We start from the raw sequence: 22,188 nt of genomic DNA on the forward strand, positions 1-22,188 counted from the left end.
CCTGCGTTTATTCGCTGTCGGCGTTTTCGTCACTATTACCATCGTGATGGCCACGTTTGCCGTGCTTGCCACGATACTCTTCATGGGCTTCTTGCATGGCGTTGCGCAGTGCTTGCTGCTCTTCTTCTGTGAGAATTTCAGCTACCCGTTCGTGATGCTCTTCACGCAGTGCCTGCATGGCTTCGCGATGTTCAGCGTGTGCTTCGTTAAGCTCTGCCTGTTTCTCTGCTGAGATATCTGCACGCTCGTACACTTCCTGGCGACGCTCCTCCATGCGCTCTTCCATGCGTTCGCGATCAGGGCCTTGCCCTTCATGGTCACCGTGGCTATTTGCTTGAGCGGTAAACGCTAATGGAGCAATGGCGATAGCCAGCAGGGCGGGGGCGAACAGTTGGCGAATTGACATTTTCCTAGCACTTGAAACGTTCATAAGTACTCTCCTGATGAGTTGACGATGACAGTATCGCTAGGCGACGTGCAAACCGTTTGCAGATAGTGTGCAACAATCATGATCTTATTGGCTTGTTGCAGGTCGTAGTCGCTAGGTGAGGGGTCACCTACTTTTCAAGGAGAAGCATCATGTCGCGAACCGAGCAACTTCGCGTATGGCAGCAGCGTTGCGCGTTTACCTCTCTCCGCCGCGTGACTGGCCTGGGGGCCATTGCTTTAATGCTGAGTGCTTGTAGCGCTGCCCAACACGTTAGCCAGGGTGAGCCTGCGATTGAGAGCAATGCGCTGCGCGAACCCCAGCCTTTTACGCGCTTGTCACCTGCCACTTATACGCCCGAAGAGTGGCCCCAGGCGTTAACAGCTGATGTTTATCTACCCGACGACTCGCTCGGTGGGTTGCGACCTGCTGCCTTAGTTGTGCATGGTGGCGGCTGGCGTAATCGCACACCGGAAGATATGCAGGGCATCGCTGAGCGCTTAGCAGGGCAAGGCTATGTGGCGGTTAATATTGAGCACCGCTTTGCGCCGGAGTATCGCTTCCCCAGCCAACTGCACGACTTGCAACAGGCGATGGCCTGGATTCACGCCAATGCCGATAGGTGGCAGGTGGATACGAGCCGTATTGTCGGGGTGGGGTTTTCATCGGGGGCGCATTTAGTGAGTTTGCTGGCAGTGGCGGGAGTAGAGGGGCCGCTGGCTGAACCTAACGGCGGTGAGCAGAGCCGTTTGGCTGCAGTATTGGCAGGAGGACTACCTAGTGATTTGCTTAAGTTTGACGATGGACGCTTAGTCGTCGACTTTATCGGCGGTACTCGCGCTGAAGAAAACGAAGCGTATCGCCTAGCCTCTCCCGCACGGCAAATTACTCCGCAGACGCCGCCATTTTTTCTGTTCCACGGCAAGTGGGATCAACTGGTGCCGGTGGATCACGCCACGGACTTCTATCAAGCCCTGCAGGAAAATAACATCGAGAGCGAGCTGTATCTGCAGCGCTGGCGCGGCCACTTCGCCAGCTTTCTATTCCGTGGCGGCGCCATTGATGCAGGCATTGTGTTTCTTAATCGGCAGGTCAATCCTTAACGGTTATACGTCATCAAGACATAGCCAATGACATCATTTCGATAACAGCGCCATCATCAAGATCCATCTGAGTGACGAGTTTGCTTAGTTGGCTCATAGCCTCTTGAAGCGAATTATTGAGGCTACTGATTTCCTGTTGCAGGGCGTCGAGTTTTGCTTGGCGTTGTTCATCGTTTAGGGACTTGTCGCGCATAACATCTTCAAGTTCCTGCTGTTTCTCCTTTAACTTTTCTCTATATTCAACAATTCGCTTTAGTAGTTCTTTAATCTCCTGCGGGAGATCGCTTTCATCGATTTTGGTGTTCTTCGCTTCCTGTGTGTTACCAGCCTTTTCTGAAGCTGAGGCGATGCCTCTAGCCACGGGCGAAAGATCCAAATGAATGCTGGTGTTGGCTTCTTCCTGGGCGGCGTTAGAAGTGACCGGTGTAGTTGTTACCTTCTCGGCATTTAACGGCTCACTACGTAAAGAATGTGCGTCTAAAGAAGCACTCCCGGTAGGTAAAGAGATGGTCATGGCAATCTCTCGTTAGTGTTAAGGGCTATTTTAAGCAGGCGCGACCGCGGCTACACAGGCTTGCTTAGATAAATAGGTTCAAAGCAGGCTAATAGTGTTATCGACAGCCCGAGACAATACTTTAGCTTACGCTAAGGAACACCTAGGTGACCTGGAAGTCAGTGCAATAGGGATAGCCATCATTGCTGCATGGCCATTGATGCAGGCATCACGTTTCTTAATCGGCAGGTAGTTAGCAGGGGTTAGACTTTAGTTGCGTTCTTACTTTATGCAAGGTTGGTGACAGTTTCGTGGGGTAGCGTCTTAAGCACACAAGGTAAGATCTGTGTCGAAAACCAAGCAAACTTATAAAAAGAGAGCCACGCTATGCTTAACACTTCCAGTGCTTCCTTATCGTTTAATATCAAATCGATATTGGTAGGGGCAACGGCCGCCATTGCCTCTCTATCAATGGTGCTTCCTGCTGTAGCTGACGACTTTCCCTCTCGGCCGCTCAACATGGTGGTAGGTTTTGGCACCGGCGGAAGTGCGGATCGTATGGCCCGCATGATGTCAGGGCCTATTTCCGAAGAGCTAGGTGTACCAGTACAAGTAACTAATCGCCCCGGTGCGGGCACTCAGGTTGCTTCTAATTACGTTCTTAACGTGCCTGACGATGGTTATACCGTCTATGCCTCGACGTTTGCTCCTTACTTAACCAACTCGATCCTTACTGGTGATGCAGAGTTTAGTGTCGACGACTTTTCTTATATCAACTTCCAGTGGTTTGATTTGGATCTAATCGCTGCAAATAAAGACAGCGGTTATGAAGACCTGCCAAGCCTGCTTGAAGCGATCCGCGCAGAAGAGGGTCAAGTACGCGGTGCGGTGGTTCAAGGTTCTGCTGGTCACTTAATGGTGCGCTTGCTGCTTGATGAGGCAGGTATTCCCCAAGATAACCTCAACTTGGTGACCTATAACAGCGGCGGTGAAGCCCGTTCAGCGGTAGCGGGTGGGCAGGTGGATTTCGTCTCTATTAGTGCCCAGGGCAGTGAGGGAATCCGTGAGTTCTTAACCCCGTTGGCGATCGTAAGTGATGAGCGCATTGAACAGTGGGATGCACTCCCGATCAATGAAGCGCTGGCGCCGATGAATCTTGAGGTGCCCGTTCTTCAGGGCTCAATGCGCGGCTTTGCAGTGACCAGTGAAATGGAGCGTCAGCATCCTGAGCGTTTTGAGAAGATCTCCTCGGCTATTCAAAGTGCGCTTGCCCGCAAGGATGTTCAAGAGCAGCTTGAGCGCAACGAAATGGGCGGCGTTTGGGTAGGCCCAGAGCGCTCCAACGAGCTGATGCGCGAAAACTATCAGGTGTTTGAAAAGTACGCTCACTTGCTTAACTAGTTTTCACGACCAGGTTTTTCCGAACAGCTTTTCCGAACTAATCCTTCCATGATAGCTGGCCCCTCACATTAATGAGGGGCCAGTATGGGGTTTTACCATGTCTGAATGTAAACGTGACTATGGGGACTTTATCGTTCTCATGGGTCTGGCTGGCTTTACACTATGGTATTTATTAGACGCCATTCGCGTATCCGCCACACCGCAAAACCTGCTGCTTATATTGCCACTTGCCGTTATCGTGTTAGCGATTATTGCACTCGAGTTGATCCTGCGTATTAAACACGGCTCGCTGTTTCGCTCCTCTGAAGAAGAACCGCTGCATAAAACATTACCTGTTGTGGGTCTCTTCGCCGTTTATGTGCTGTCGCTTGAAGCGATAGGCTTTGATATTGCCACCGTAGCGTTTCTGGCGCTTTTCCTGATCCTTAAGGGGGAGCGCAATTGGTTGTTGGTAGGTGGCTATAGCGTCGCTTTTGGGCTGAGTGTCGCGTTCTTTTTCTCGCAGATGCTGCCGTACCCTATGACACTGCTGCTGCTTCCAAGCTGAGGAGATATCATGATTGATTTTGGCGCAGTAGGGCAGAGTTTTGATCTGCTTTTTTCTAATTTTGGCCCTTGGTTGGTGGTAGTGCCAGGTATCGTGCTGGGGCTTATTTTTGGCGCAACGCCAGGCCTGCAGATATCAATGGCTATGGCCATTTTCCTGCCAATGACTATGTACATGGACTTTATTCAAGCCATGTTGTTTCTTACCGCTATTTTTACTGGCGGCTCATTTGGTGCCGGTATCCCAGCCATTCTGATGAATATTCCGGGAACCTCTTCGGCAATCGCTACCGCGTTTGATGGTTACCCCATGGCGCGGAAGGGGCAGCATAACCAGGCGTTAGGCGTCGCGTTAGCCTCCTCGGTGATTGGCGCGCTGATGGGCTACGTGGTGCTGTTCTTTATGATACAGCCGCTTTCCTACATGGTGCTGAGATTGGGACCAGCAGAGATGTTTGTAGTGATTCTCTGGGGGATGACGCTGATTGCGAGCTTAAAAGGCGAACAGGTGCTTAAAGGCTTGATTGCAGGATTTGTTGGCCTGTTAGTGGGGACGATTGGGTTTAGCGAAATCGGCTTGGCACGCGGTACGATGGGGCAGACTTACCTGTTGGACGGCGTCCCCGTCATTCCGGCCATGATGGGTATGTTTGCGGCCTCTGAGCTATTTAAGCTGGCCAACAAGGGCTTCATCGTTGAATCCGCCGATGCTCGTAAGGTCAAGGTGAGTGAGATCTTCGAAGGCTGCAGAATGGCGATGCGTTACCCTGTTGTGATGATTCGGGGTGGTTTGATCGGGGTGTTGGTCGGGGCGGTTCCTGGTGTGGGCTCATCCGTGTCTAACCTGCTCTCTTACATAGAAACTAAGCGCCGTGATCGGGATCCCGATTCATTTGGGAAAGGCAATCCGAAAGGGGTCGTGGCCTCTGAGGCGGCTAACAGCAGCTCCGAAGGGGGCTCGATGGCAACACTGCTGGCACTAGGGATTCCCGGCGGTGGCGCTACAGCGGTAATGTTAGCGGCGTTTGCTATGCATAACATCACTGGCGGCCCGCAGTTTATTCGCCAACAAACGGATGTGGTTTACGCGATTATCTTCGCTAACTTTGCCCAGGTGTTTCTACTGGTGATCATCGGCTTACTGTTTATTCCTCTCTTGGCCAATATCGTCAAAGTGCCCATGCGCTACTTGATACCTTCTGTGTTGGTGCTGGCGGTAATGGGGTCATTCGGGCTAACCGGCAATATGACTGGGCCCGCTACGGTGCTGGTGTTTGCGGTGATCGGTTGGATATTTCGCCACTATGGCTACTCCGTACCCGCTGCCGTGATTGGCATGCTACTGGGCTCGCTGGCTGAAAAATCGCTACTTCACTCCTACCAAATCAGTGGTGGCGACATCACGTACGTTTTTGAGCGCCCAGTAACGCTGGCTATTTTTGCCTTACTGCTTATCTCACTATTTAGCCAGCCACTAATGAAGCGCCTTAAAGCGCGTCAAGAGGCTGCTCAACTATGATTCCTGAATTCAGAATTTGAAATGTTGAAAAGAACTGTCATTACCGTTGGCTTGGGTTTTGTGGGTGGCTGGTTTGCCACCCTTTTTTCATTGCCCTTGGCTTGGATGCTTGGTTCTCTGTTTATGGTGATGGGCTTATCACTGGTGGGGGTGAAAACAGGTGTCGATAAGCGCGTACACCGCACCGCCATCGCACTGCTAGGGCTATTTATCGGGAGTCGAATCCAAGCAGATGAGCTCGTAGGATTGGTTTTGTGGTACCCCAGTGTGCTGGCAATGCTGGTTTATATGGGACTAATGCTGATCGGCGGGTTCTGGATTTTTAACCGAGCAAGAGTAGGGCGGATGAATGCTATTTTTTGCTCGTACCCAGGGAGTATGAATTCAGCGCTGGTGCTGGCTGAACGTGCAAATGGAGATTTACGTTGGATCGCCATCTCTCACTCACTACGCTTAGTCACCGTGGTCTCGGGTGCGGCTTTCGTGGCGAGTTTTTTTGTTGATGATGTAGCGCTTGCCAGTTCACCATCAGCGCTAGCCTTAGTCGATATTTTGCCTCTGTTATTGGCACCACTGTGTTGGTGGTTAGCGCGCTTATTAAGAATTCCTCTGCCTGAGTTTTTAGGGCCCATGGCCGCAGGGGCCATTATTGCTAATCTTGGATTTGATTACTCCCTGCCGACCGGGGTAGTGCTTGCAGCCTTTCTGGTGCTGGGGGCTTCTGTAGGCTCGCGTTTTTCAGGGACTCAGTGGTCGCAGGTAGTCAGCATGGGGCGCTATGGGATTACTTTTGCCCTATTTGCGTTGGTGTTAGCGGCGCTCATGGCGTGGTTGGTTTCAAGTTTTACCCAACTAGCCTTCGTTGCTGTCCTGCTTGCGTTAATTCCTGGCGGAGTAGGAGAAATGGCGGTGATCGCCATGGTGATGGGTATCGACCCAGTCTATGTTGTTTCTCACCACATACTGCGCCTACTGCTATTGATCTTTATGACCCCGCTAATGCTGCGAATAGTTAATCAGCCGCTTAAATAGCGGGGAAAGTCACCGAGACCTCAAAGCCGCCCTGGGGCCGATTCGTTAACGCCAGTCGGGCAGAGTGCGTCGTGGCAATTTGTTCCACAATGGCCAGCCCTAATCCGCTTCCAGGCGTATGTTTGTTGTGGCGGAAAAAGCGTTCCGTCAATTTGGAAAGCTGCGCTTCCTCCACGCCTGTACCCTCATCGCTAACCGTTAACGTTACTTGGCGCGTGTCAGCCGTTAGTGCAACGGTTATAACGCCTCTATAGGCCATGCTGCCACCCGCATGCACGCTGGCATTTTCGATGAGATTGGTCACCAACCAGCGCAGCATAATGGGGTCGCCCAAAATGTTAGGTATTGCTTTATGTTGATCAAAGGCGAGTTCTTGGTTCTGTTTATAAATATTAGGGGCAGTCTGGGCACAGGCATCATGGCAAATGGCGATTAAATCGACACTTTCGAGATGAGACGTATCGACTAATTCACTGCGTGTTTTGGCGTATTTAAGCAGTTGCTTAACGGTATGGCTGGCATGTTCAGCGATGCGTTGAATCTCTCGCAGGCTAGTATGAGCGGGTGAGTGCGAGGGGTCTTTAAGCGACATTTCCGTTAAAGCGCGAATCTCTGAGACAGGTGTTCTAAGCTGATGCGAGACATCAGCATTGAGCTGCTGAGTGCTTTCAATACTGCGCCGCATACGCTGCATTAAATGATTAATACTCTGGATTAGCGGCAGGATCTCTTTTGGGGCTGCATCATCCAATGCATGCAAGTCATTCGGTGAACGTTGTCGCAAGGCTTGGCTAACCGCGTTAAGAGGTGCTAACCCAAGGTGAATGGCTAAAAGTGCAATTGAAATTGCTAGTAATCCTGTAACGACCATTAATCCTGTGAGCGTTATCATGAAGTCGTTGGTAAGGGTGTGGCGGGCTTCCTTTGATTCGGCGACGACGACTTCAATGTCTACCGGTTCGCCTCCGCGCCGGAACGGAAGGGTGAGCGCAACAGCTCTTAAAGCATTGCCCGCATAATCTACATCATAAAAAATTGGCTCATGCGACGTTTGGGGTGGATCTGTCAAACCGCTAAAGCCTGCGATTATGTCTCCGTCATTTTCTTTAATGCGATAGAAAATTTTTCCTTCACCTCTGCTGCCAAGTGTACTGATGCTGAAATAGTGCATATTGATGCGTAGCTCACCATCCGCTGTGTAAATTCGACGCTCCAGTCTCTGAGCTGCATTAAGTAGCAGGTCATCAAAGGTGGCATTAATTTGGCGAGACAGCAGCAGGTGACTAGAGATCAATGCCAAGATCGCGAGGGCGGTGAAAGGCAGTCCAATCCATAAAAGCAGCCGACTGCGGATCGATTGGCGTTTATTCATAGCCAGGGGCTTTCACGTCTTTAGGTTCGTAGTCTTTAGATTCCAGGTAATAGCCCAGGCCGCGTACCGTTTTTAAGCCGAAATCGTAGCCAATTTTTTTACGAATCCGGGAGATGTAAGTTTCCACTGCGGCGTAGCTGACCGACTCATCGGAGGTAGATAGTCGGTCGATAATTTGATCCTTATTAACGAGGCGATTTTGGTTTATCAGCAGGTACTCCATGACTTCTAACTCGCGGCGATGCAACAGCAAGGGTTTGCCATCAAGCCGAAGCTCCATGGCATCAGGTAAAAACTCTAAGCGCCCACACTGCAGCGTTTCTCCGCCAAAGTGCTTGGCACGCCGCACTAACGCACGGGCACGTGCAGTAACTTCTTCCAACGAAAAAGGCTTGCATAGATAGTCGTCTGCGCCCACTTCAAGACCATGTATGCGCTGATCCAGGCTGTCGCGTGCCGAAATAATCAAGACAGGGATCGTATCCTGCTGGTGGCGTAATGTGCGTAGTAAGGAGATGCCATCCAATTCAGGCAGGCCAAGATCCAACACCAACAGGTCGTATCCGCCCTGTTCAAGCATATGGAGTGCTTTTCTGCCATCGTCGGCGACATCAATGCTAAAGGCAGCCTCGCTAAGTGTGGCTGCAATAGAGTTGGCTAAATTAACGTTGTCTTCTACTACAAGCGCCTTCATAAGCAGTCCTGTTGTTATCCCTCCGGCTGGTACTTATACCCTACGCCATAGACAGAACGGATGATCTCCAGCTCCGGAAGCGCTTCGTGGATCTTCTTGCGCAGCTTTTTGATGTGGCTGTCCACGGTGCGCTCCGAGACGATGCGGTTGTCGCGATACATGTGATCCATCAGCTGTTCGCGGCTGAAGATACGTCCTGGCGCCTGCATCATCACCCGCAGCAGTTGAAACTCTACTGCCGTCAGGCCTAAATCCTGCCCGTGGGCGAGCGCCTGCCAGCCATCTTCGTTTAATACCACCGGTGCATTTTGCACCTCGGCTGGGGCATCGGCCGCCGCTTGGCTACGGCGTAGTACCGCTTTCACCCGGGCGACGACTTCCCGGGGACTGAACGGCTTGCAGATATAATCATCGGCGCCCAGTTCCAACCCCAGCAATCGATCCACCTCTTCTACCTTGGCGGTGACCATAATGATCGCAATGGTAGGCCACTTTTGACGTATTTCCCGGCTGAGGGTGAGGCCATCTTTACCAGGTAGCATGATATCGAGTAGCACTAACGCAGGGGAGTGCTGCGCCAGCCACGGCATCACCTCATCGCCGTGACCCAGGGTCGTCACCTCAAAACCGTGGGTGGTTAAGTAGTCTGCCATTAGGCGGGCAATCTTCGGTTCATCCTCAACAATCAGTAAAGAGGCAGCATCAGACATAGCGGTAGACTCGCTTAACAGTGAACGTAAAAGCAGGGCTTAACGGTTCGTGTAATATCAGTTTTGGTGGTACTAATCCCGAAAATATTAATCAGCAGCCAACAGCGGAAAACGTAGCGTCCAGCGTAGCCCACCCAGCGTGGAGCTAGAGGGGGTTAGCGTTGCGCCGTGGGCATTAACCAGGGCGCTGGCAATCGAAAGTCCTAAACCGCTGCCGCCGCTGGCACGGCTGCGCGAGCCTTCCACACGATAGAGCCGCTCGGTCAGGCGAGCTAATTCACCTTCCGGTACGCCCGGCGTAGTGTCTTCCCAGATGACCACTGCCACTCCCTGCTGCGCGGTAAGCGTGACCCGTAGCTCTCCCGGCGGCTGGGTGTAGGCGCAGCTGTTGTCCAACAGGTTGTTCCAGAGTTGGCGCAGGCGCTGGGCATCGCCACGAATCATAATGCCAGGTTCGATCTGTTCGGTCAGCGTTAAACCGCTTTCGACTAGCCAGCGGTCGGCGTCGGCCAGGCGGCTGGCGAGGCAGTCGCTAAGATCCATCGGCGCCAGCTGAATATCCAGCGCGCCAGCATCGCTTTGCGATAGCAAGCGTAAATCCGCCACTAAACGCTCTAGCTGCCCCACTTCCTGGGCGAGGGAGCTAAGGTTCTCCTGATTCAATGGACGAATCCCATCCTGCATGGCTTCGATTTCGCCGCGCAGCACCGCCAGCGGCGTGCGCAGCTCGTGGGCGGTATCAGAAACCCAGCGGGCGCGGGCATCGCGGCTGGCCTCCAGCGTTGCCGCCAATACGTTGAAGTCGCGTGCCAGGCGCGATAGCTCATCGCGACCGCGTTCAGGCAGTCGAGTGCGATAGTCGCCCTCGGTAAGCCGCAGCGTGGCGCCCGCCAGTGCCCGAGTGCGTCGCCCCAGCCACCAGGAGAGCCCGCCTGCCAGTAGCAGTGAGGCAACGCAGAGTGATATCACGATAAGCACCAAGTTACGCTGTTGGCGCTCAAGGAAGCGGCTCTCCATACGCTCCATCATTTCTCGGGGCGGCCGAAAACCCAGCGAGCCGATATCGGTATCGCCGCTGCGAAGGGTTAGCCAATGCCAACTGCCCGAACCTTCGCGCCCGCTCCTGGGGAGCACCACAAAACGGCCATCCGCTGCGCGCAGGGTGAAGTCCCGCGCCTCACCGAGTGGCGAAGGGCGGTCACTATGCTCCTGACCCAGTTCAAAGCGGACAATATACGGCCAGCGTTCCGGTGACTGCTCCAGCCATCCCCAGCTCTGCTGGGTTTCCCAGCGAGTCACGAGGCCGTCAGCCAGCAGTGTGGCACGGCGTTCCTGGGCCTGGTTGAGGTAGTCGAGAAAGCCGCGGTCAATACTGTACGAGACAGCAAGAAACATACTCGCTGAGATCGCTACATTGACGCTGAGAATAATCACGAACAGCTTGAGCCCCAGCCGAGAGGGGCGCCATTGACGTATGGCTGTGAGCAAGGCCATCAGTGGGCTCCTTCTTCTTGGCTAGGGTTTTTATCTAGTGTCGGTTGGCGTGGCGCGCTGAGCCGCTCGCGAACATTCTCCATGCCTAAATAGAGGCAGGGCACCAGGATCAGCAGTATCACTGTGGCGAAAAGCATACCGAAGCCGAGCGAGATCGCCATGGGGATCATAAAGCGCGCTTGTCTGGACGTTTCCAAGATCATCGGTGCCAGACCTAGAAAGGTCGTCAGCGTGGTCATCATTATCGGGCGTAAGCGGCGGGTGGCTGCTGCCACAATGGCTTCCCGGGCGGCCATGCCCTCACGGCGTTTGCGATTGGCGTAATCAATCAGCACCAAGGCGTCGTTAATGACCACGCCTGAGAGCGCCAGCATACCCAGCAGGCTAATGATGGATAGCCCGAAGCCCATGATCATATGTCCAGCGACGGCACCAACAATGCCAAAGGGGATCGCGGCCAGCACCAGCAGTGGTTGTAGGTAGCTTCTAAACGGGATCGCCAGCAGTGCATAGAGCGCGGCAATCATTAACCACATGGAAGTTCTTAGCGTGGCTAAATTGTCGGCGGTATCCTGCTGACGGCCACCCATGCTGACTTCCAACCCCGGCCAGGTCGCTTCCAGACTGGGAAACTCCTCTTCCTGGAGCGTGGCGAGCACTTGATTGATGGCCACATCGCTTTCCGAGTCAGCGGTAACGGTAATAATCCGCCGCCCGTTAATGCGTTCAAGGCTGCTAGAGGCTTGGCTGATGGTAATGTCGGCCACTCGCGATAGCGGTACACTCAGCCCATCAGGTGTGCGCACCGGCATGCGGTAGAGCTCATTCAAACTGTCGCGGTTGTCGGTGGGTAAACGTACCTCAACGCTGATTTCGCTGCGCCCCACGTACTGTTCAAGCGCGGTGGCGCCCTGGAGTGGCCCGCGCAGGGCTTGGGCTAGATTATTACCCGTGAGCCCCAAGGCGCGGCCTTCGGCAGAAAGACGCATTTCTAACTGCGGTTTACCGTCACCAAGGCCGCTGTCGATATCTGTGAGGCCATAGCCGCCCAGCGTTTCCGCTAAGCGTTCGGCGGCGGCTTCCAGCACCTGAGTATCCGGGTGCGAAAGACGTAGGCTGAGTGCCGCGCCGCTACCGGGCCCGCCGACATCGGCTTCAAAACGAACCGACTGGGCGCCGAGTAAATCGCCGGTGAGATCACGCCACTCCCGGGCGATACGCGAGGGTGGCCACGCTTCCAGGCTCTCGCTGGCAATATCCAAACGCACTTCCAAACTTTCGCCATCTAAGCGGCTGCGTGAGCTGCTGAAGCTAAGTGTCTCTTCGCGCTCGCTGAGGGCATCGGCGGCGTCGAGCAACTGTTGGCTAAGCTCGCGGCTAACGTTGATATTGCTACCAATGGGCAGGGTGACCGTGGCCTGCACCTGATCCGATTCGACCCGTGGCATCAGGGAAAAGCCCAAACGCCCACTCATCGCCCAGGAGAGCGCGATCAACAGAATCGCGATGCCCAGCGAAATACTCAGCAGGCGCTGATTGAGGGCGCGTTGCAGGAACGGTTCGAACTGGTGATAAGTAAAGTGGTGCAGGCCCCCCTGAAGGCGCTGGCGCAGTGCTTCAAGGGGACGCTGCCACGCCGGGGTTTGGCGCGGTTTGCGACTATGCGCCAGGTGAGCGGGTAGAATCACCAAGGCTTCCAGCCAGGAAATCAAGAATACCGTCACCACCACTACCGGCACGGTGGCAAAAATCAGTCCCAAAAAGCCGGGTAAAAATAGCAGCGGCAGGAAGGCGACGATATTGGACAGAATCGCAAAGGTTAGCGGCGTGGCAATTTCGCTGGCACCTTTGACCGCCGCATCGCGCAGTGAGTAACCCTCTTCCCGGTAGCTGTAGATATTCTCACCAACGATAATGGCGTCATCTACCACGATCCCCAGGGCGATAATAAAGGCGAACATCGACATCATATTGAGCGAGACGCCGATCCAGGGCAGAAACAGCATGGCACCCAGGAACGCCGTTGGAATGCCCAGGGTGACCCAGAACGCCAACCGCGCTTCCAAAAATAGCGCCATGAGTACCAATACCAGCGCTAGCCCCATCCAGGCGTTTTTTAACAGCAGGCTAAGACGATCTTCGTAAACTTCTGAGCTGTCGCGGGAAATATCCAGGCTGACGCCTTCTGGCATACCTGCGCGTAGGCGCTCAAGCTCACCGTTGACCGCTTCCGAAATACTGGTCGGGGTTTGATCACCAATCTGGTAAACATCCACAGAGAGACCGGGCTGGCCGTTATAAAACTCCTCTCGGTCGGTTTCGGCAAAGCCATCGCTGACTCTGGCGATCTCGCCCAGGGTAATCGGCGCCCCCTGGGTGCTGGTCAGAATCGGCAGCTCGGCAAAGGCCTCGGCACTGTTACGCCGTCCCTGATAGCGAATCAGCCATTCACCTTCTTCCGTAGTGAGCTGGCCACTAGCAAGATCAAGGGCTTCTTCGGCAATGCGGTTGGCAAGTTCCTGGTGATCAAGGCCATAGCGCTCGATGGCCTCTTCGTCCAAGTGGACTTGAATCTCTCGCTCGCGGTTGCCGGATAGCTCCGCACGGGAGATGCCGGAAGTGGCTTGCAGTTCACCGCGTACATCTTCGGCCGCGTTGTGCAGTGCTTCCAGACCGACTTGGCCGTAAACCTGTAGGCTCAACACGCTGCGGGAGCGCCCCGCGAGGGTAAAGCGGGGTGGATCGGCAGCGCTGGGTAGGGTTGTGATGGCGTTCACCGCCTGCTGGATATCCTGATAGGCGCGCATCACATCCACACCATCAATCAGCGTTGCGTAGACGCTGGCGCTGCCTTCACTGGCCGTCGCGGTCAGCTCGTCGATGCCCTCTACATCGGCAATCGCGGCTTCCACCGGTAGCAGCAGGCTCTGTTCCACATCCTCTGGTGTGGCGCCAGGGTAGCTGATAGTGACTTGCACAACTTCGATGTCGAATTCAGGGAACACTTCCTTCTTAATCGCTAGCGACGCCATTAGGCCGCCGACGATAAACAGCACCATCAATAAGTTGGGGGCTACCCCGTGATCTACCATCCAAGCCAATGGGCCGCGTGGTACCTTCATGATTCATCTCCCGGTCCATCTCCTGCTTGAGCCGGGGTGTCGTTGGGGTGACGAATGCGCACTAGCTGGCCTTCTCTGGGCTGGGCCAAGCCCGCGGTGACGACCTGCTGGCCGGTTTCCAAGCCGCCACGAATCAAAGCATCATCTTCCCCGCGATAAGCCAGGGTGACCGGCGTTCGGCGTAAACGATTCTCTTCATCTACCCGCCACGCTACGTCACCCGGGCGGAGAGCCGCAGAAGGTAGTGAAATAAGCTGCTCCTGAATAGCCGGTTGAAAAGAGGCGCGCAGGACATCGCCCAGGCGCAGGGCAGGGCCGTCGGTCTCTAGGGCGAGCGGGTCGTTAACCGCAATCAACAGCTGTGCCTGCAGGCCATTCTCTTCAAGGCTGGGTAGCATTGAGACCAGGAGTCCTTCGCGTGTGGCGCCTTCGGGCCAGCCGCGGCTGGTTAACGTAACGCTGCTGCCCGATTCCAGCCACTCCGTCCACTCGCTGGGAAGCGAAGCGCGCACCCAAAACTGCTCAACGCCCACCAAGTGGACTACTTCTGTACCCTGGCTGAGCAGGCTGCCGGCGCCGACCAGGCGCTCTTGTACCATGGCCCGCCAGGGAGCAGTGAGAGTGGCGCGTTCCACATTCAGCGCCGCTTGGTCGCGGGCCACTCGTGCTTGGGTGACTTGGGCCTGTGCTTGGCGCAGCTGCGGTTCGCGTAGTACCAGTGACCGCCGCTCTGCTGAGAGCTGACGACCAAAAGATTCGTACTCGCTGCGGGCGCGTTGCTGCTCCGCCTGCTCTAGCGCCAGCTGCGCTTGAGCATTGGACAACTGCGCCTCAGCATCTTCAAGGCTCAGGGCCAAGTCGGCTTGGTCTATATAGGCTACAGGGGCCTGCTGCTCGACCACCTGACCGGGCACAACGTTATCAGCAAAACGCTCCAATTGGCCCGCTACTCGGCTGGCCAGCATCGTCTCCTGCTCTGCTTCAACACGCCCAAAAGCGTACAGGTTGGGTGCCTGGGAACTGGCATTCACCGTGACAACGTCTACCACACTAGGCAGAGGCTCTGGCGGTGGGGTACGCTCTATACGCGGTGGTTGAGTAATGATCCACCAAGCAAGGGCCAATGTGGTAATAAGAATCAATAATGCGACCACAGCACCCAAACGAATGCGGCCATGTTGATTCGTAGCGTAATAGCGAGAAAGAGTCATTACCGCGCGTCATCCATTGGGAGCGAAAATTCCAGAAAAATAAGCGTATGATGCTAGGGTTTGTACGAAAAGTCGCCGAGCGAAGGCTAGATAAGGCAAAAATCAACGAAAAAAGGATCGGATTCGCGTGCGAATTTACGGGTGTAAATGAACATTTTGATCGGACTCGGGCACGAGTTGATTTTTAACGCCGTATTGGCGAGCGCAGGCAGTTTTCGTACAAAGCCCAGCATCGCGCATTGTTAAGCAGCCATTAGTCAAAAAATGTGCAAATAACATGCAATTGCCACTTAACCAGGCTTTCTTACAGCTAGATTTTCTTACAATTGGGTTCTCTTACAAATTGGCTTTCATTCACTTGGCTTTCTCTCACTTGAAAGCAATAGACTGACTGGTCTACTTTAGGCATATGAAAAATACTGCAACGCGCGACAAATTAATCGATAGCGGCGCCCAGCTGATTAGTCAGCAAGGCTACAACGCAACGGGCATTAATGCCGTTTTAAAAACCTGCGGTGTGCCTAAAGGCTCTTTCTATCACTACTTTTCCAGCAAAGAAGATTTCGGGTTGGCGGTGATCGAGCGTTTTGCCGCCAGCTATGATGAAACGTTGATGGCGCTGCTGGAAGATAATGACACGCCGCCGCTTGAGCGTCTAAAACGTTACTTCGCGGCTGGCCGTGAGCATATGCACGAGTGCGACCACGCCACGGGCTGTTTGATTGGCAACCTTGGCCAAGAGCTTTCGGGGCAGAGCGATACCTTCCGCGATGCGCTAAATCTAGTCTTTCAGCGCTGGGAGCAGCGTTTTGTGCGCTGCCTGGAAGATGCCCAGGCGCGGGGAGATATTGCCACCCATTCGCCCCCAGAAGCGCTAGCCAGCTTTATTCTTACCGGCTGGGAAGGCGCTATTCTACGCGCCAAGACGTTGAAATCCGTCGAGCCCATGGAACACTTTGAAAAGATTCTGTTCCAGCAAGTGCTGGTGCCTTCCTCTTAACGCTTACCTACTTAAACATCCGTGCTCTAGTGACGAGCTCTGAAGTGATGCTCATCAGCGGCCACATCGTTTCGAGTGGCGGCTATTAGAGCGTCATCAAGTGAAGGGTCGTCCAGTGTTATTAAACCGCACTGTGCCAGCGCTTCGCGCAGGCTGACCTGTTCATCCAGGCGTTGATACACCACCCGCACACAGCAGGGCATGCGTTCACTGTTATCCGCCACGCCTATTTTTAAGCCGGTCAAACGCGTTACTTGGCTCTGAAAACTCGGAAACAGAATCGTCTGAGTGATTTCATGGCCGTTAAGGGTTTCGTGGTCGACCAAAAAGAGTCGATCAGCAAGCTTAACCGCGGTACCTACATAACGATTGTGACACGGGCGGGAGCCGGGCGTGGTCTGCATCCGCTCGGTGCGCTGATAGACCACGCCACCTTCCCGTGCTTCCAGGCACACCAAAGTTCGCATTAACTGCCCCGGTCGCGACATTGAGTGATAAAGCTCAAAGTAACGGCCAATATAGCGCTCCATGCCTTCGCTGCCGCGCTGAACCAGCGCGTTAGGCCAAGGCAGCGTTGCTGGGGTTGCTTCTCTATTGAGCTGGCCGGTTTGTACCAGAGCACGAAAATCATGATGGGGTAGCGCGATATCCTCAGTGGTGACGCCGAAAAAGTGGCAAATGCGCTGAAGAGCGGCGTGGCTGGGGCGGTAGCGCCCACTCAGGTAGCGGTTAAACTGAGCACGGTTGATCGTTAAACGCCGACAAACCTCTGCAATAGACGGGTAGTAGCTGCAGAGCAGGCGCAGGTTGGCCACAAAATCGTCATGCATGGGGTGACTCGATTCTCTTGGTGTCGTGGCTGCCTAATGTGATGGTTAACGCCTCAGAGTGCAACGGCCTTGTGCCAGGGCCGTCGCGCCCATTAAGCAATTTTTTGTTTAAAAACCTTCCAAGACCAGTTTGCCGATCGTGCGGTTGCTCTCAATAAGTGCGTGCGCGCGTTTTAGATTCTCAGCATTAATGGGGCCTAACACCTCGCCTAAGGTGGTTGTTAGCCTTCCATCATCGACCATGGCTGCCACTTCTGTGAGCAGATCGTGCTGCTTGGCAAGATCGTCGGTGGTGAATAACGGGCGGGTAAACATCAGCTCCCAATGCAGCGAAAGGCTTTTCACTTTGAGCTTCCGCACATCGATCAGTTCCGGGTCATCAATCAGTGCCAATTTGCCCTGAGGCTTAAGGGCTTCAACAATGGCCTCAAAGTGGTGATCGGTTTGGTTAAGGCTGATCACCATATCCACCCCGTCAAAGCCTGCCACTTTAAGCGCCTGATCAAGTGGTTGGTGGTGGTCAATCACTGCGTCCGCGCCTAGCGACTTCACCCAGGATTGGCTTTCGGGCCGAGACGCCGTACCAATAACAGTAATATCGGTGAGCTGTTTGGCAAGTTGCACAAGGATTGAGCCCACGCCCCCCGCTGCGCCAATCACCAACAGGCTTTTGCCTTGGGTATCGCGCATGCCCAGCTCTAGCCGGTCAAACAGCAGTTCCCAAGCGGTAATGGCGGTTAATGGAAGCGCAGCGGCTTCAGTGTCAGAAAGGCTTTTTGGCGCTAGGCTGGCGATGCGCTCATCGACCAGTTGAAACTCGGCGTTAGAGCCTTGGCGAGCAACGTTACCCGCATACCACACCCGGTCACCTGGCTGAAAACGCGTAACGGCGCTGCCAACGGCATCCACAATGCCCACAGCATCGTACCCAAGTACGCGCGGCTCGCCGGTTTTCGGCAAGGCGCTGTTGCGCACTTTGGCATCAACGGGGTTTACGGAAAGGGCGCTAACCGCAACACGAATATCGTGGGCTTCTGGTGTTGGGATCGGTAACTCAATCTCTTGAAGTGCATCAGGATGATCAATAGGCAGACTTTGGGTAAAGGCAATCGCTTTCATAATGGGGAGTCTCGTGAGTTGTCGTTGCGCCATCATGCCTGGATGTTGTTTTGCTAAAAAGAGGGGTAATCTTGCTAACAGTTTCTAATAAATTTTGAAGATAGCAGGCGCCAGGGGGTCTAATGCGTGTCGATGATCTAAAAGTGCTGACCTATGCCGCCGAGTACGGCAGCCTTTCTGCCGCTGCGCGGGAGTTAGCGATTACTCCAGCGGTGGCCAGTGTGGCCATCAAACGTTTGGAAGACGCGCTAGGCACACGGCTATTGGTGCGCTCTACCCGCAGTTTGCGGCTAACCACCGCGGGCGCACACTACCTTGTGCACGCTAAAGCGGCGCTCAATGCTCTCAACCAAGGCGAGAAAGAACTTCACCGCGAGCGCCAAGAGATCGCTGGAGAGCTCAGTCTTGCCATGCCTTCCGACCTGGGTCGCAATGTGCTGCTGGGCTGGTTGGACACCTTTATGGCCCAGCACCCGCAGTTGCATTTACGCCTGCGAGTAAGTGACCGCGTGAGTGACCTGTTCCGCCAACCCGTAGAAATCGCCCTGCGATACGGCGTTCCAGAAGACTCCAGCCTCGTCGCATTGCCGCTTAAAAGCGATAACTATCGCGTGGTATGTGCCTCTCCAGACTATATTACGCGTCATGGCAGTCCTGCTTACCCCGACGATTTACACCAGCACAACTGTCTGTGTTTCGTGCTTGGCGAACGTGTTCATAACCAGTGGAAGTTTGGGAGTGACAACATCAACGTAAAAGGCAATCGGGTGAGCGACGATGCCGATTGTGTGCGGCGCTGGGCATTGGCTGGCGAGGGCATTGCTTACAAGTCACGGCTAGACGTTGAAGAAGATCTTCGCAATGGTCGCCTAGTGGCAATGCTGGAGGAGTTTCCCTGCGAGCCAACGCCGCTTTACCTTGTGTGCCCTCATCGCCTTTCATTGACGCCTGCCGTGATAGCGTTAAAAGACTTTCTTATTCAGCAGTTAAAAGGTTACAGCCGCTAGCGACTGAGGTCAGGGTTTAACATCAACTTGTATTGCGAATCACTGATATAGGCGTTTATAAAAGGGTTACGCGATTACGTTGTGTTAGTTACATTGCCAGCAGACCAGGAGAACACCATGTTTCATGGGTTTGAAAAACAAACGCGCCACGTTAATGGCGTCGAGATCGCTTTTCGAATGGGTGGCAGAGGCCCGGCACTGCTACTGCTTCATGGCCACCCTCAGACCCACGTGATTTGGCACAAAGTAGCAGAAGAACTTGCCCAACATTTCACCGTTATCGCCGCGGATCTGCGCGGATACGGTGACAGCAGTAAACCCGACGATGATCCTGAGCATCTAAATTACTCCAAGCGCGCTATGGCGCAGGATATGGCTGAGCTAATGAGCGCGCTGGGTTTCGAGCGTTTTAAAGTGCTGGCCCATGATCGCGGCGCGCGGGTCGCCCACCGTTTAGGTGTTGACCACGCTGAACGCGTAGAGCGCATGGTGCTGCTGGATATCGCCCCGACGCTTGCCATGTATCGCGGCACCAACGAGGCCTTTGCACGCAGTTACTGGCACTGGTTCTTCTTGATTCGGCCTCAGCCGCTGCCGGAAATGCTGATCCAGAGCGATCCCACCCAATATCTGAAAAGCGTAATGGGTGCCCGCAGTGCCGGTATGGCGCCTTTCTCCTCAGAAGCCCTGGCCGAATATGAGCGCTGCTTGTCGCTCCCCGGTACCGCCACCGGCATTTGCGGCGACTACCGCGCCAGCGCCACGATTGATTTAGCGCACGATCAGGCAGATATCGACGCGGGTGTAAAACTCACCTGCCCGATAAAAGTGATGTGGGGCGCTGAAGGCGCTATTGAAGCCTGCTTCGATGCTTTAAGCGAGTGGCAAAAAGTCGCCACCGATGTAGACGGCAAAGCGCTGCCTTGCGGCCACTACATCGCTGAGGAAGTTCCTGAAATGCTGCTTGAGGAAGCGCTGTCGTTTCTATGCAAGAAAGGATGACAATAGTGTTTAGATAAACCGATCATAGCCTGGCGGCAGATCGGTTTATTTATTTCCGTCTTTAACGCTCGATACTGCTAACAATAAGCGCCGCATTGACGCCACCAAAACCGAATCCGTTGCACAATACATGCTTAGTGACGTGCTTATGATGAGTCGCCGTGACGAAGGTTAAATCCTGCATATCATCATCGCAGTGCTCAAGATTGATGGTAGGCGGAAGTTGCTGCGTATTGGCTGCCAATACAGAGAAAATACTCTCTATGCCCCCTGCTGCGCCTAAGAGATGGCCTGTGGCGGCTTTCGTTGCCGAAATCGGGATGGCGGGCAAGCGCTCGCCGAATACATTACGCAATGAGGCAATTTCAGCCCGGTCGCCAACGGGGGTCGAGGTAGCGTGGGCATTGATATGGTCAATAGCATCAGTGGTAAGGTTCGCCATGCCTAGCGCTGCTTGAATCGCTGCTGCTGCGCCAGCCCCATCTTTTGGGCCTGCCGTTAGATGATAGGCATCTGCGCTGGTGCCGTAGCCGCTAATCACCGCTAACGGCGTTGCACCCCGCGCGACCGCATGCTCAAGCGTTTCGATCACCATAACGCCAGCGCCTTCTCCCATCACAAAACCGTTACGGGCTTTATCAAAGGGTCTGGACGCGCGTTCAGGGTTGTCTGCTTCTGTGGAAACGGCCTTTAGAGCGTTAAAGCTGGCGAGTGAAAGCGGGTCAATACATGCCTCGGCACCGCCGACGAGGGCTACATCGGCTTCTCCATTGCGTATGATGCGCATACCGTCGCCAATCGCCTGTAGACCTGCCGCGCAAGCCGTTACTGGGCACCCCAGTGGGCCTTGAAAACCATAGCGAATGGACAGATTGCCCGCAGCCAAATTGGCTAGAAAGGCGGGCACCGTGAAGGGGGAAAGTTTGCGATAGCCTCGCTCGGCAAGGGTTTTTTGGGCTTGAGTAATGGTAGGGAAGCCGCCAATGCCGGAACCAATAATGGTGGCCGTTCTGCGTTTCTGAGCCTGCTCAACGGGAAACCAGTTGGCCTGTGACAGTGCCTCTTTGGCTGCCGCCAATGCGTAGAGGCTGAACAAGTCCATTTTGCGCTGCTCTTTGGGGTCAGCTATCTCATCCAGGTCAATACCGCCGCTGGGGTCATGGCTAATGCTCGGCACCACCCCGGCAATTTTGATCGGGATATTACTTGTGTCAAAGCGGTCAATGGTGCTGATGCCAGACTGACCGTTAACCAGTCGCTGCCAACTTGTGTTGACGCTGTTGCCTAGCGGGCTGACCATACCCATGCCAGTAATCACGATAGGTGAGTGCATAGTGACTCCTGAGTTATTGATATGGTCACCCTAGCAATGGGCAATATATGATCAAGATAATATTTAGCTGACGAGGTAGATATGCCTTATCCCAAGAGCCATAAATCGAAAACCAAAGAGCGCATTTTGGCTTCGGCGACAGAGCTATTCAGCCGCAATGGGTTTCAAAAGGTGTCGATCGGTCAGATCATGAAGCTAGCCAAGATGACCCATGGCGCCTTTTATGCACATTTCGCTTCAAAAGAGGCCCTTTACAATGAGTCTGTGCGTCTGACCATTGATAACAGCCGAGCAGCGAGACTGGTAAAAGGCCCGCTTTCGTTGCAGCACTTAACCGAGTTAGTCGCTAACTACTGCAATCTCCAAGAGTTGGAAGCTAAGCATAAGCCGGGGCCTGAAGCGGTACTGTTCAATGAAATAGGCAGTGAAAAAGCAGAAATCCGCACTATGTTTGAAGCGTCATATATGAGTATGAAAAAGATGCTTGAAACGCGATTGATAGCGCTGAGTAAGCTGAAACAACTTCCCTTTGCCGATGACCGCAAAGCGATTGCTGATAAATCCCGGGTCATATTGGCCTCCTTGATAGGGGCCGTCGCCATTGCCAAAAGTTTGCCGGGGGAGGTGGAGCGAAAGCAGGTGTTGGTAGCCACACAACGCCAGATTTTGCTGATGCTCGGGGTCAGCGAAGCTGAGGCGGAGCGTATGATGCAAGCTCAATAGTGCGTGAAGAGAACCCCGAGTTGCTGCTGTAGTAAGAACAACCATTTTTG

General features: G+C 54.1%; 20 protein-coding genes. 9 read left to right on the plus strand and 11 right to left on the minus strand.

Translation table 11 applies throughout. The features are described from left to right. Positions 1–7: 7 nt before the first annotated feature. Complete coding sequence (locus tag E0L35_RS06160) at positions 8–430, minus strand: hypothetical protein (RefSeq protein ID WP_027958072.1); 423 nt, start codon at positions 428–430, stop codon at positions 8–10. Positions 431–579: 149 nt separating this feature from the next. Here E0L35_RS06160 and E0L35_RS06165 point away from each other — a divergent pair, with 149 nt between their 5' ends. Then, the gene (locus E0L35_RS06165; RefSeq protein WP_138799881.1) at positions 580–1,530 is read left to right on the plus strand and encodes an alpha/beta hydrolase; all 951 of its coding nucleotides are present in this window, start codon (positions 580–582) and stop codon (positions 1,528–1,530) included. 13 nt (positions 1,531–1,543) lie between these two features. On the opposite strand, the gene E0L35_RS06170 is transcribed toward E0L35_RS06165, so the two are convergent. Further along, a complete protein-coding gene (locus E0L35_RS06170) occupies positions 1,544–2,044 on the minus strand; it encodes a hypothetical protein (protein ID WP_138799882.1) in 501 nt (166 codons plus the stop codon). 366 nt (positions 2,045–2,410) lie between these two features. On the opposite strand from E0L35_RS06170, the gene E0L35_RS06175 reads away from it, so the two are divergent. The 4 genes from E0L35_RS06175 (at position 2,411) to E0L35_RS06190 (ending at position 6,521) form a co-directional block, all read left to right on the plus strand. Next, entirely contained in the window at positions 2,411–3,424 is a 1,014-nt protein-coding gene (locus tag E0L35_RS06175; RefSeq protein ID WP_138799883.1) for a tripartite tricarboxylate transporter substrate binding protein, read from the plus strand. Positions 3,425–3,521: 97 nt separating this feature from the next. Continuing rightward, complete coding sequence (locus E0L35_RS06180; protein ID WP_022522304.1) at positions 3,522–3,971, plus strand: tripartite tricarboxylate transporter TctB family protein; 450 nt, start codon at positions 3,522–3,524, stop codon at positions 3,969–3,971. A gap of 9 nt (positions 3,972–3,980) precedes the next feature. Then, positions 3,981–5,489, plus strand: a complete 1,509-nt coding sequence (locus E0L35_RS06185; protein WP_022522305.1) for a tripartite tricarboxylate transporter permease — start codon at positions 3,981–3,983, stop codon at positions 5,487–5,489. Positions 5,490–5,510: 21 nt separating this feature from the next. After that, positions 5,511–6,521 carry an AbrB family transcriptional regulator gene (locus E0L35_RS06190; protein WP_138799884.1) on the plus strand — a complete coding sequence of 337 codons (1,011 nt, stop codon included), beginning with the start codon at positions 5,511–5,513 and terminating at the stop codon, positions 6,519–6,521. Here E0L35_RS06190 and E0L35_RS06195 read toward each other — a convergent pair. From E0L35_RS06195 to E0L35_RS06220, 6 genes are all read right to left on the minus strand, one after another. After that, positions 6,514–7,893: a sensor histidine kinase gene (locus E0L35_RS06195; protein WP_022522307.1), complete on the minus strand. Its 1,380-nt coding sequence runs from the start codon at positions 7,891–7,893 to the stop codon at positions 6,514–6,516. The genes E0L35_RS06190 and E0L35_RS06195 overlap by 8 nt on opposite strands. Then, entirely contained in the window at positions 7,886–8,587 is a 702-nt protein-coding gene (locus E0L35_RS06200; RefSeq protein WP_022522308.1) for a response regulator transcription factor, read from the minus strand. Before E0L35_RS06200 ends, E0L35_RS06195 begins: the two co-directional genes overlap by 8 nt. A gap of 14 nt (positions 8,588–8,601) precedes the next feature. Then, complete coding sequence (locus E0L35_RS06205; RefSeq protein WP_138799885.1) at positions 8,602–9,297, minus strand: response regulator; 696 nt, start codon at positions 9,295–9,297, stop codon at positions 8,602–8,604. 87 nt (positions 9,298–9,384) lie between these two features. Next, positions 9,385–10,791 carry an ATP-binding protein gene (locus tag E0L35_RS06210; RefSeq protein ID WP_138799886.1) on the minus strand — a complete coding sequence of 469 codons (1,407 nt, stop codon included), beginning with the start codon at positions 10,789–10,791 and terminating at the stop codon, positions 9,385–9,387. Then, positions 10,791–13,913, minus strand: coding sequence for an efflux RND transporter permease subunit (locus E0L35_RS06215; protein WP_022522310.1), 3,123 nt, complete (start codon positions 13,911–13,913; stop codon positions 10,791–10,793). The genes E0L35_RS06210 and E0L35_RS06215 overlap by 1 nt, the downstream gene beginning before the upstream one ends. After that, entirely contained in the window at positions 13,910–15,124 is a 1,215-nt protein-coding gene (locus E0L35_RS06220; RefSeq protein WP_138799887.1) for an efflux RND transporter periplasmic adaptor subunit, read from the minus strand. Before E0L35_RS06220 ends, E0L35_RS06215 begins: the two co-directional genes overlap by 4 nt. A 409-nt stretch (positions 15,125–15,533) precedes the next feature. Between E0L35_RS06220 and E0L35_RS06225 the strand changes: the two genes are divergently transcribed. Further along, positions 15,534–16,124, plus strand: a complete 591-nt coding sequence (locus tag E0L35_RS06225; protein WP_022522312.1) for a TetR/AcrR family transcriptional regulator — start codon at positions 15,534–15,536, stop codon at positions 16,122–16,124. A gap of 26 nt (positions 16,125–16,150) precedes the next feature. Here the strand turns inward: E0L35_RS06225 and E0L35_RS06230 are convergent, their stop codons facing one another. Further along, the gene (locus E0L35_RS06230; RefSeq protein WP_022522313.1) at positions 16,151–16,954 is read right to left on the minus strand and encodes a helix-turn-helix transcriptional regulator; all 804 of its coding nucleotides are present in this window, start codon (positions 16,952–16,954) and stop codon (positions 16,151–16,153) included. Positions 16,955–17,062: 108 nt separating this feature from the next. Next, positions 17,063–18,073, minus strand: coding sequence for a zinc-binding alcohol dehydrogenase family protein (locus E0L35_RS06235; protein ID WP_138799888.1), 1,011 nt, complete (start codon positions 18,071–18,073; stop codon positions 17,063–17,065). 122 nt (positions 18,074–18,195) lie between these two features. Here E0L35_RS06235 and E0L35_RS06240 point away from each other — a divergent pair, with 122 nt between their 5' ends. After that, positions 18,196–19,080, plus strand: a complete 885-nt coding sequence (locus tag E0L35_RS06240) for a LysR family transcriptional regulator (RefSeq protein ID WP_009287358.1) — start codon at positions 18,196–18,198, stop codon at positions 19,078–19,080. A gap of 117 nt (positions 19,081–19,197) precedes the next feature. Continuing rightward, the gene (locus E0L35_RS06245; RefSeq protein ID WP_138799889.1) at positions 19,198–20,082 is read left to right on the plus strand and encodes an alpha/beta hydrolase; all 885 of its coding nucleotides are present in this window, start codon (positions 19,198–19,200) and stop codon (positions 20,080–20,082) included. A 61-nt stretch (positions 20,083–20,143) separates the two neighbouring features. On the opposite strand, the gene fabF is transcribed toward E0L35_RS06245, so the two are convergent. Then, positions 20,144–21,415 carry a beta-ketoacyl-ACP synthase II gene (gene fabF / locus E0L35_RS06250; RefSeq protein WP_022522316.1) on the minus strand — a complete coding sequence of 424 codons (1,272 nt, stop codon included), beginning with the start codon at positions 21,413–21,415 and terminating at the stop codon, positions 20,144–20,146. Positions 21,416–21,496: 81 nt separating this feature from the next. On the opposite strand from fabF, the gene E0L35_RS06255 reads away from it, so the two are divergent. Beyond that, entirely contained in the window at positions 21,497–22,138 is a 642-nt protein-coding gene (locus E0L35_RS06255; RefSeq protein ID WP_022522317.1) for a TetR/AcrR family transcriptional regulator, read from the plus strand. The last annotated feature ends 50 nt before the right edge of the window (positions 22,139–22,188 follow it).

The sequence above is a fragment of the Halomonas sp. ATBC28 genome, from assembly GCF_005937175.1.
In the GTDB taxonomy this organism is placed as follows: domain Bacteria; phylum Pseudomonadota; class Gammaproteobacteria; order Pseudomonadales; family Halomonadaceae; genus Vreelandella; species Vreelandella titanicae.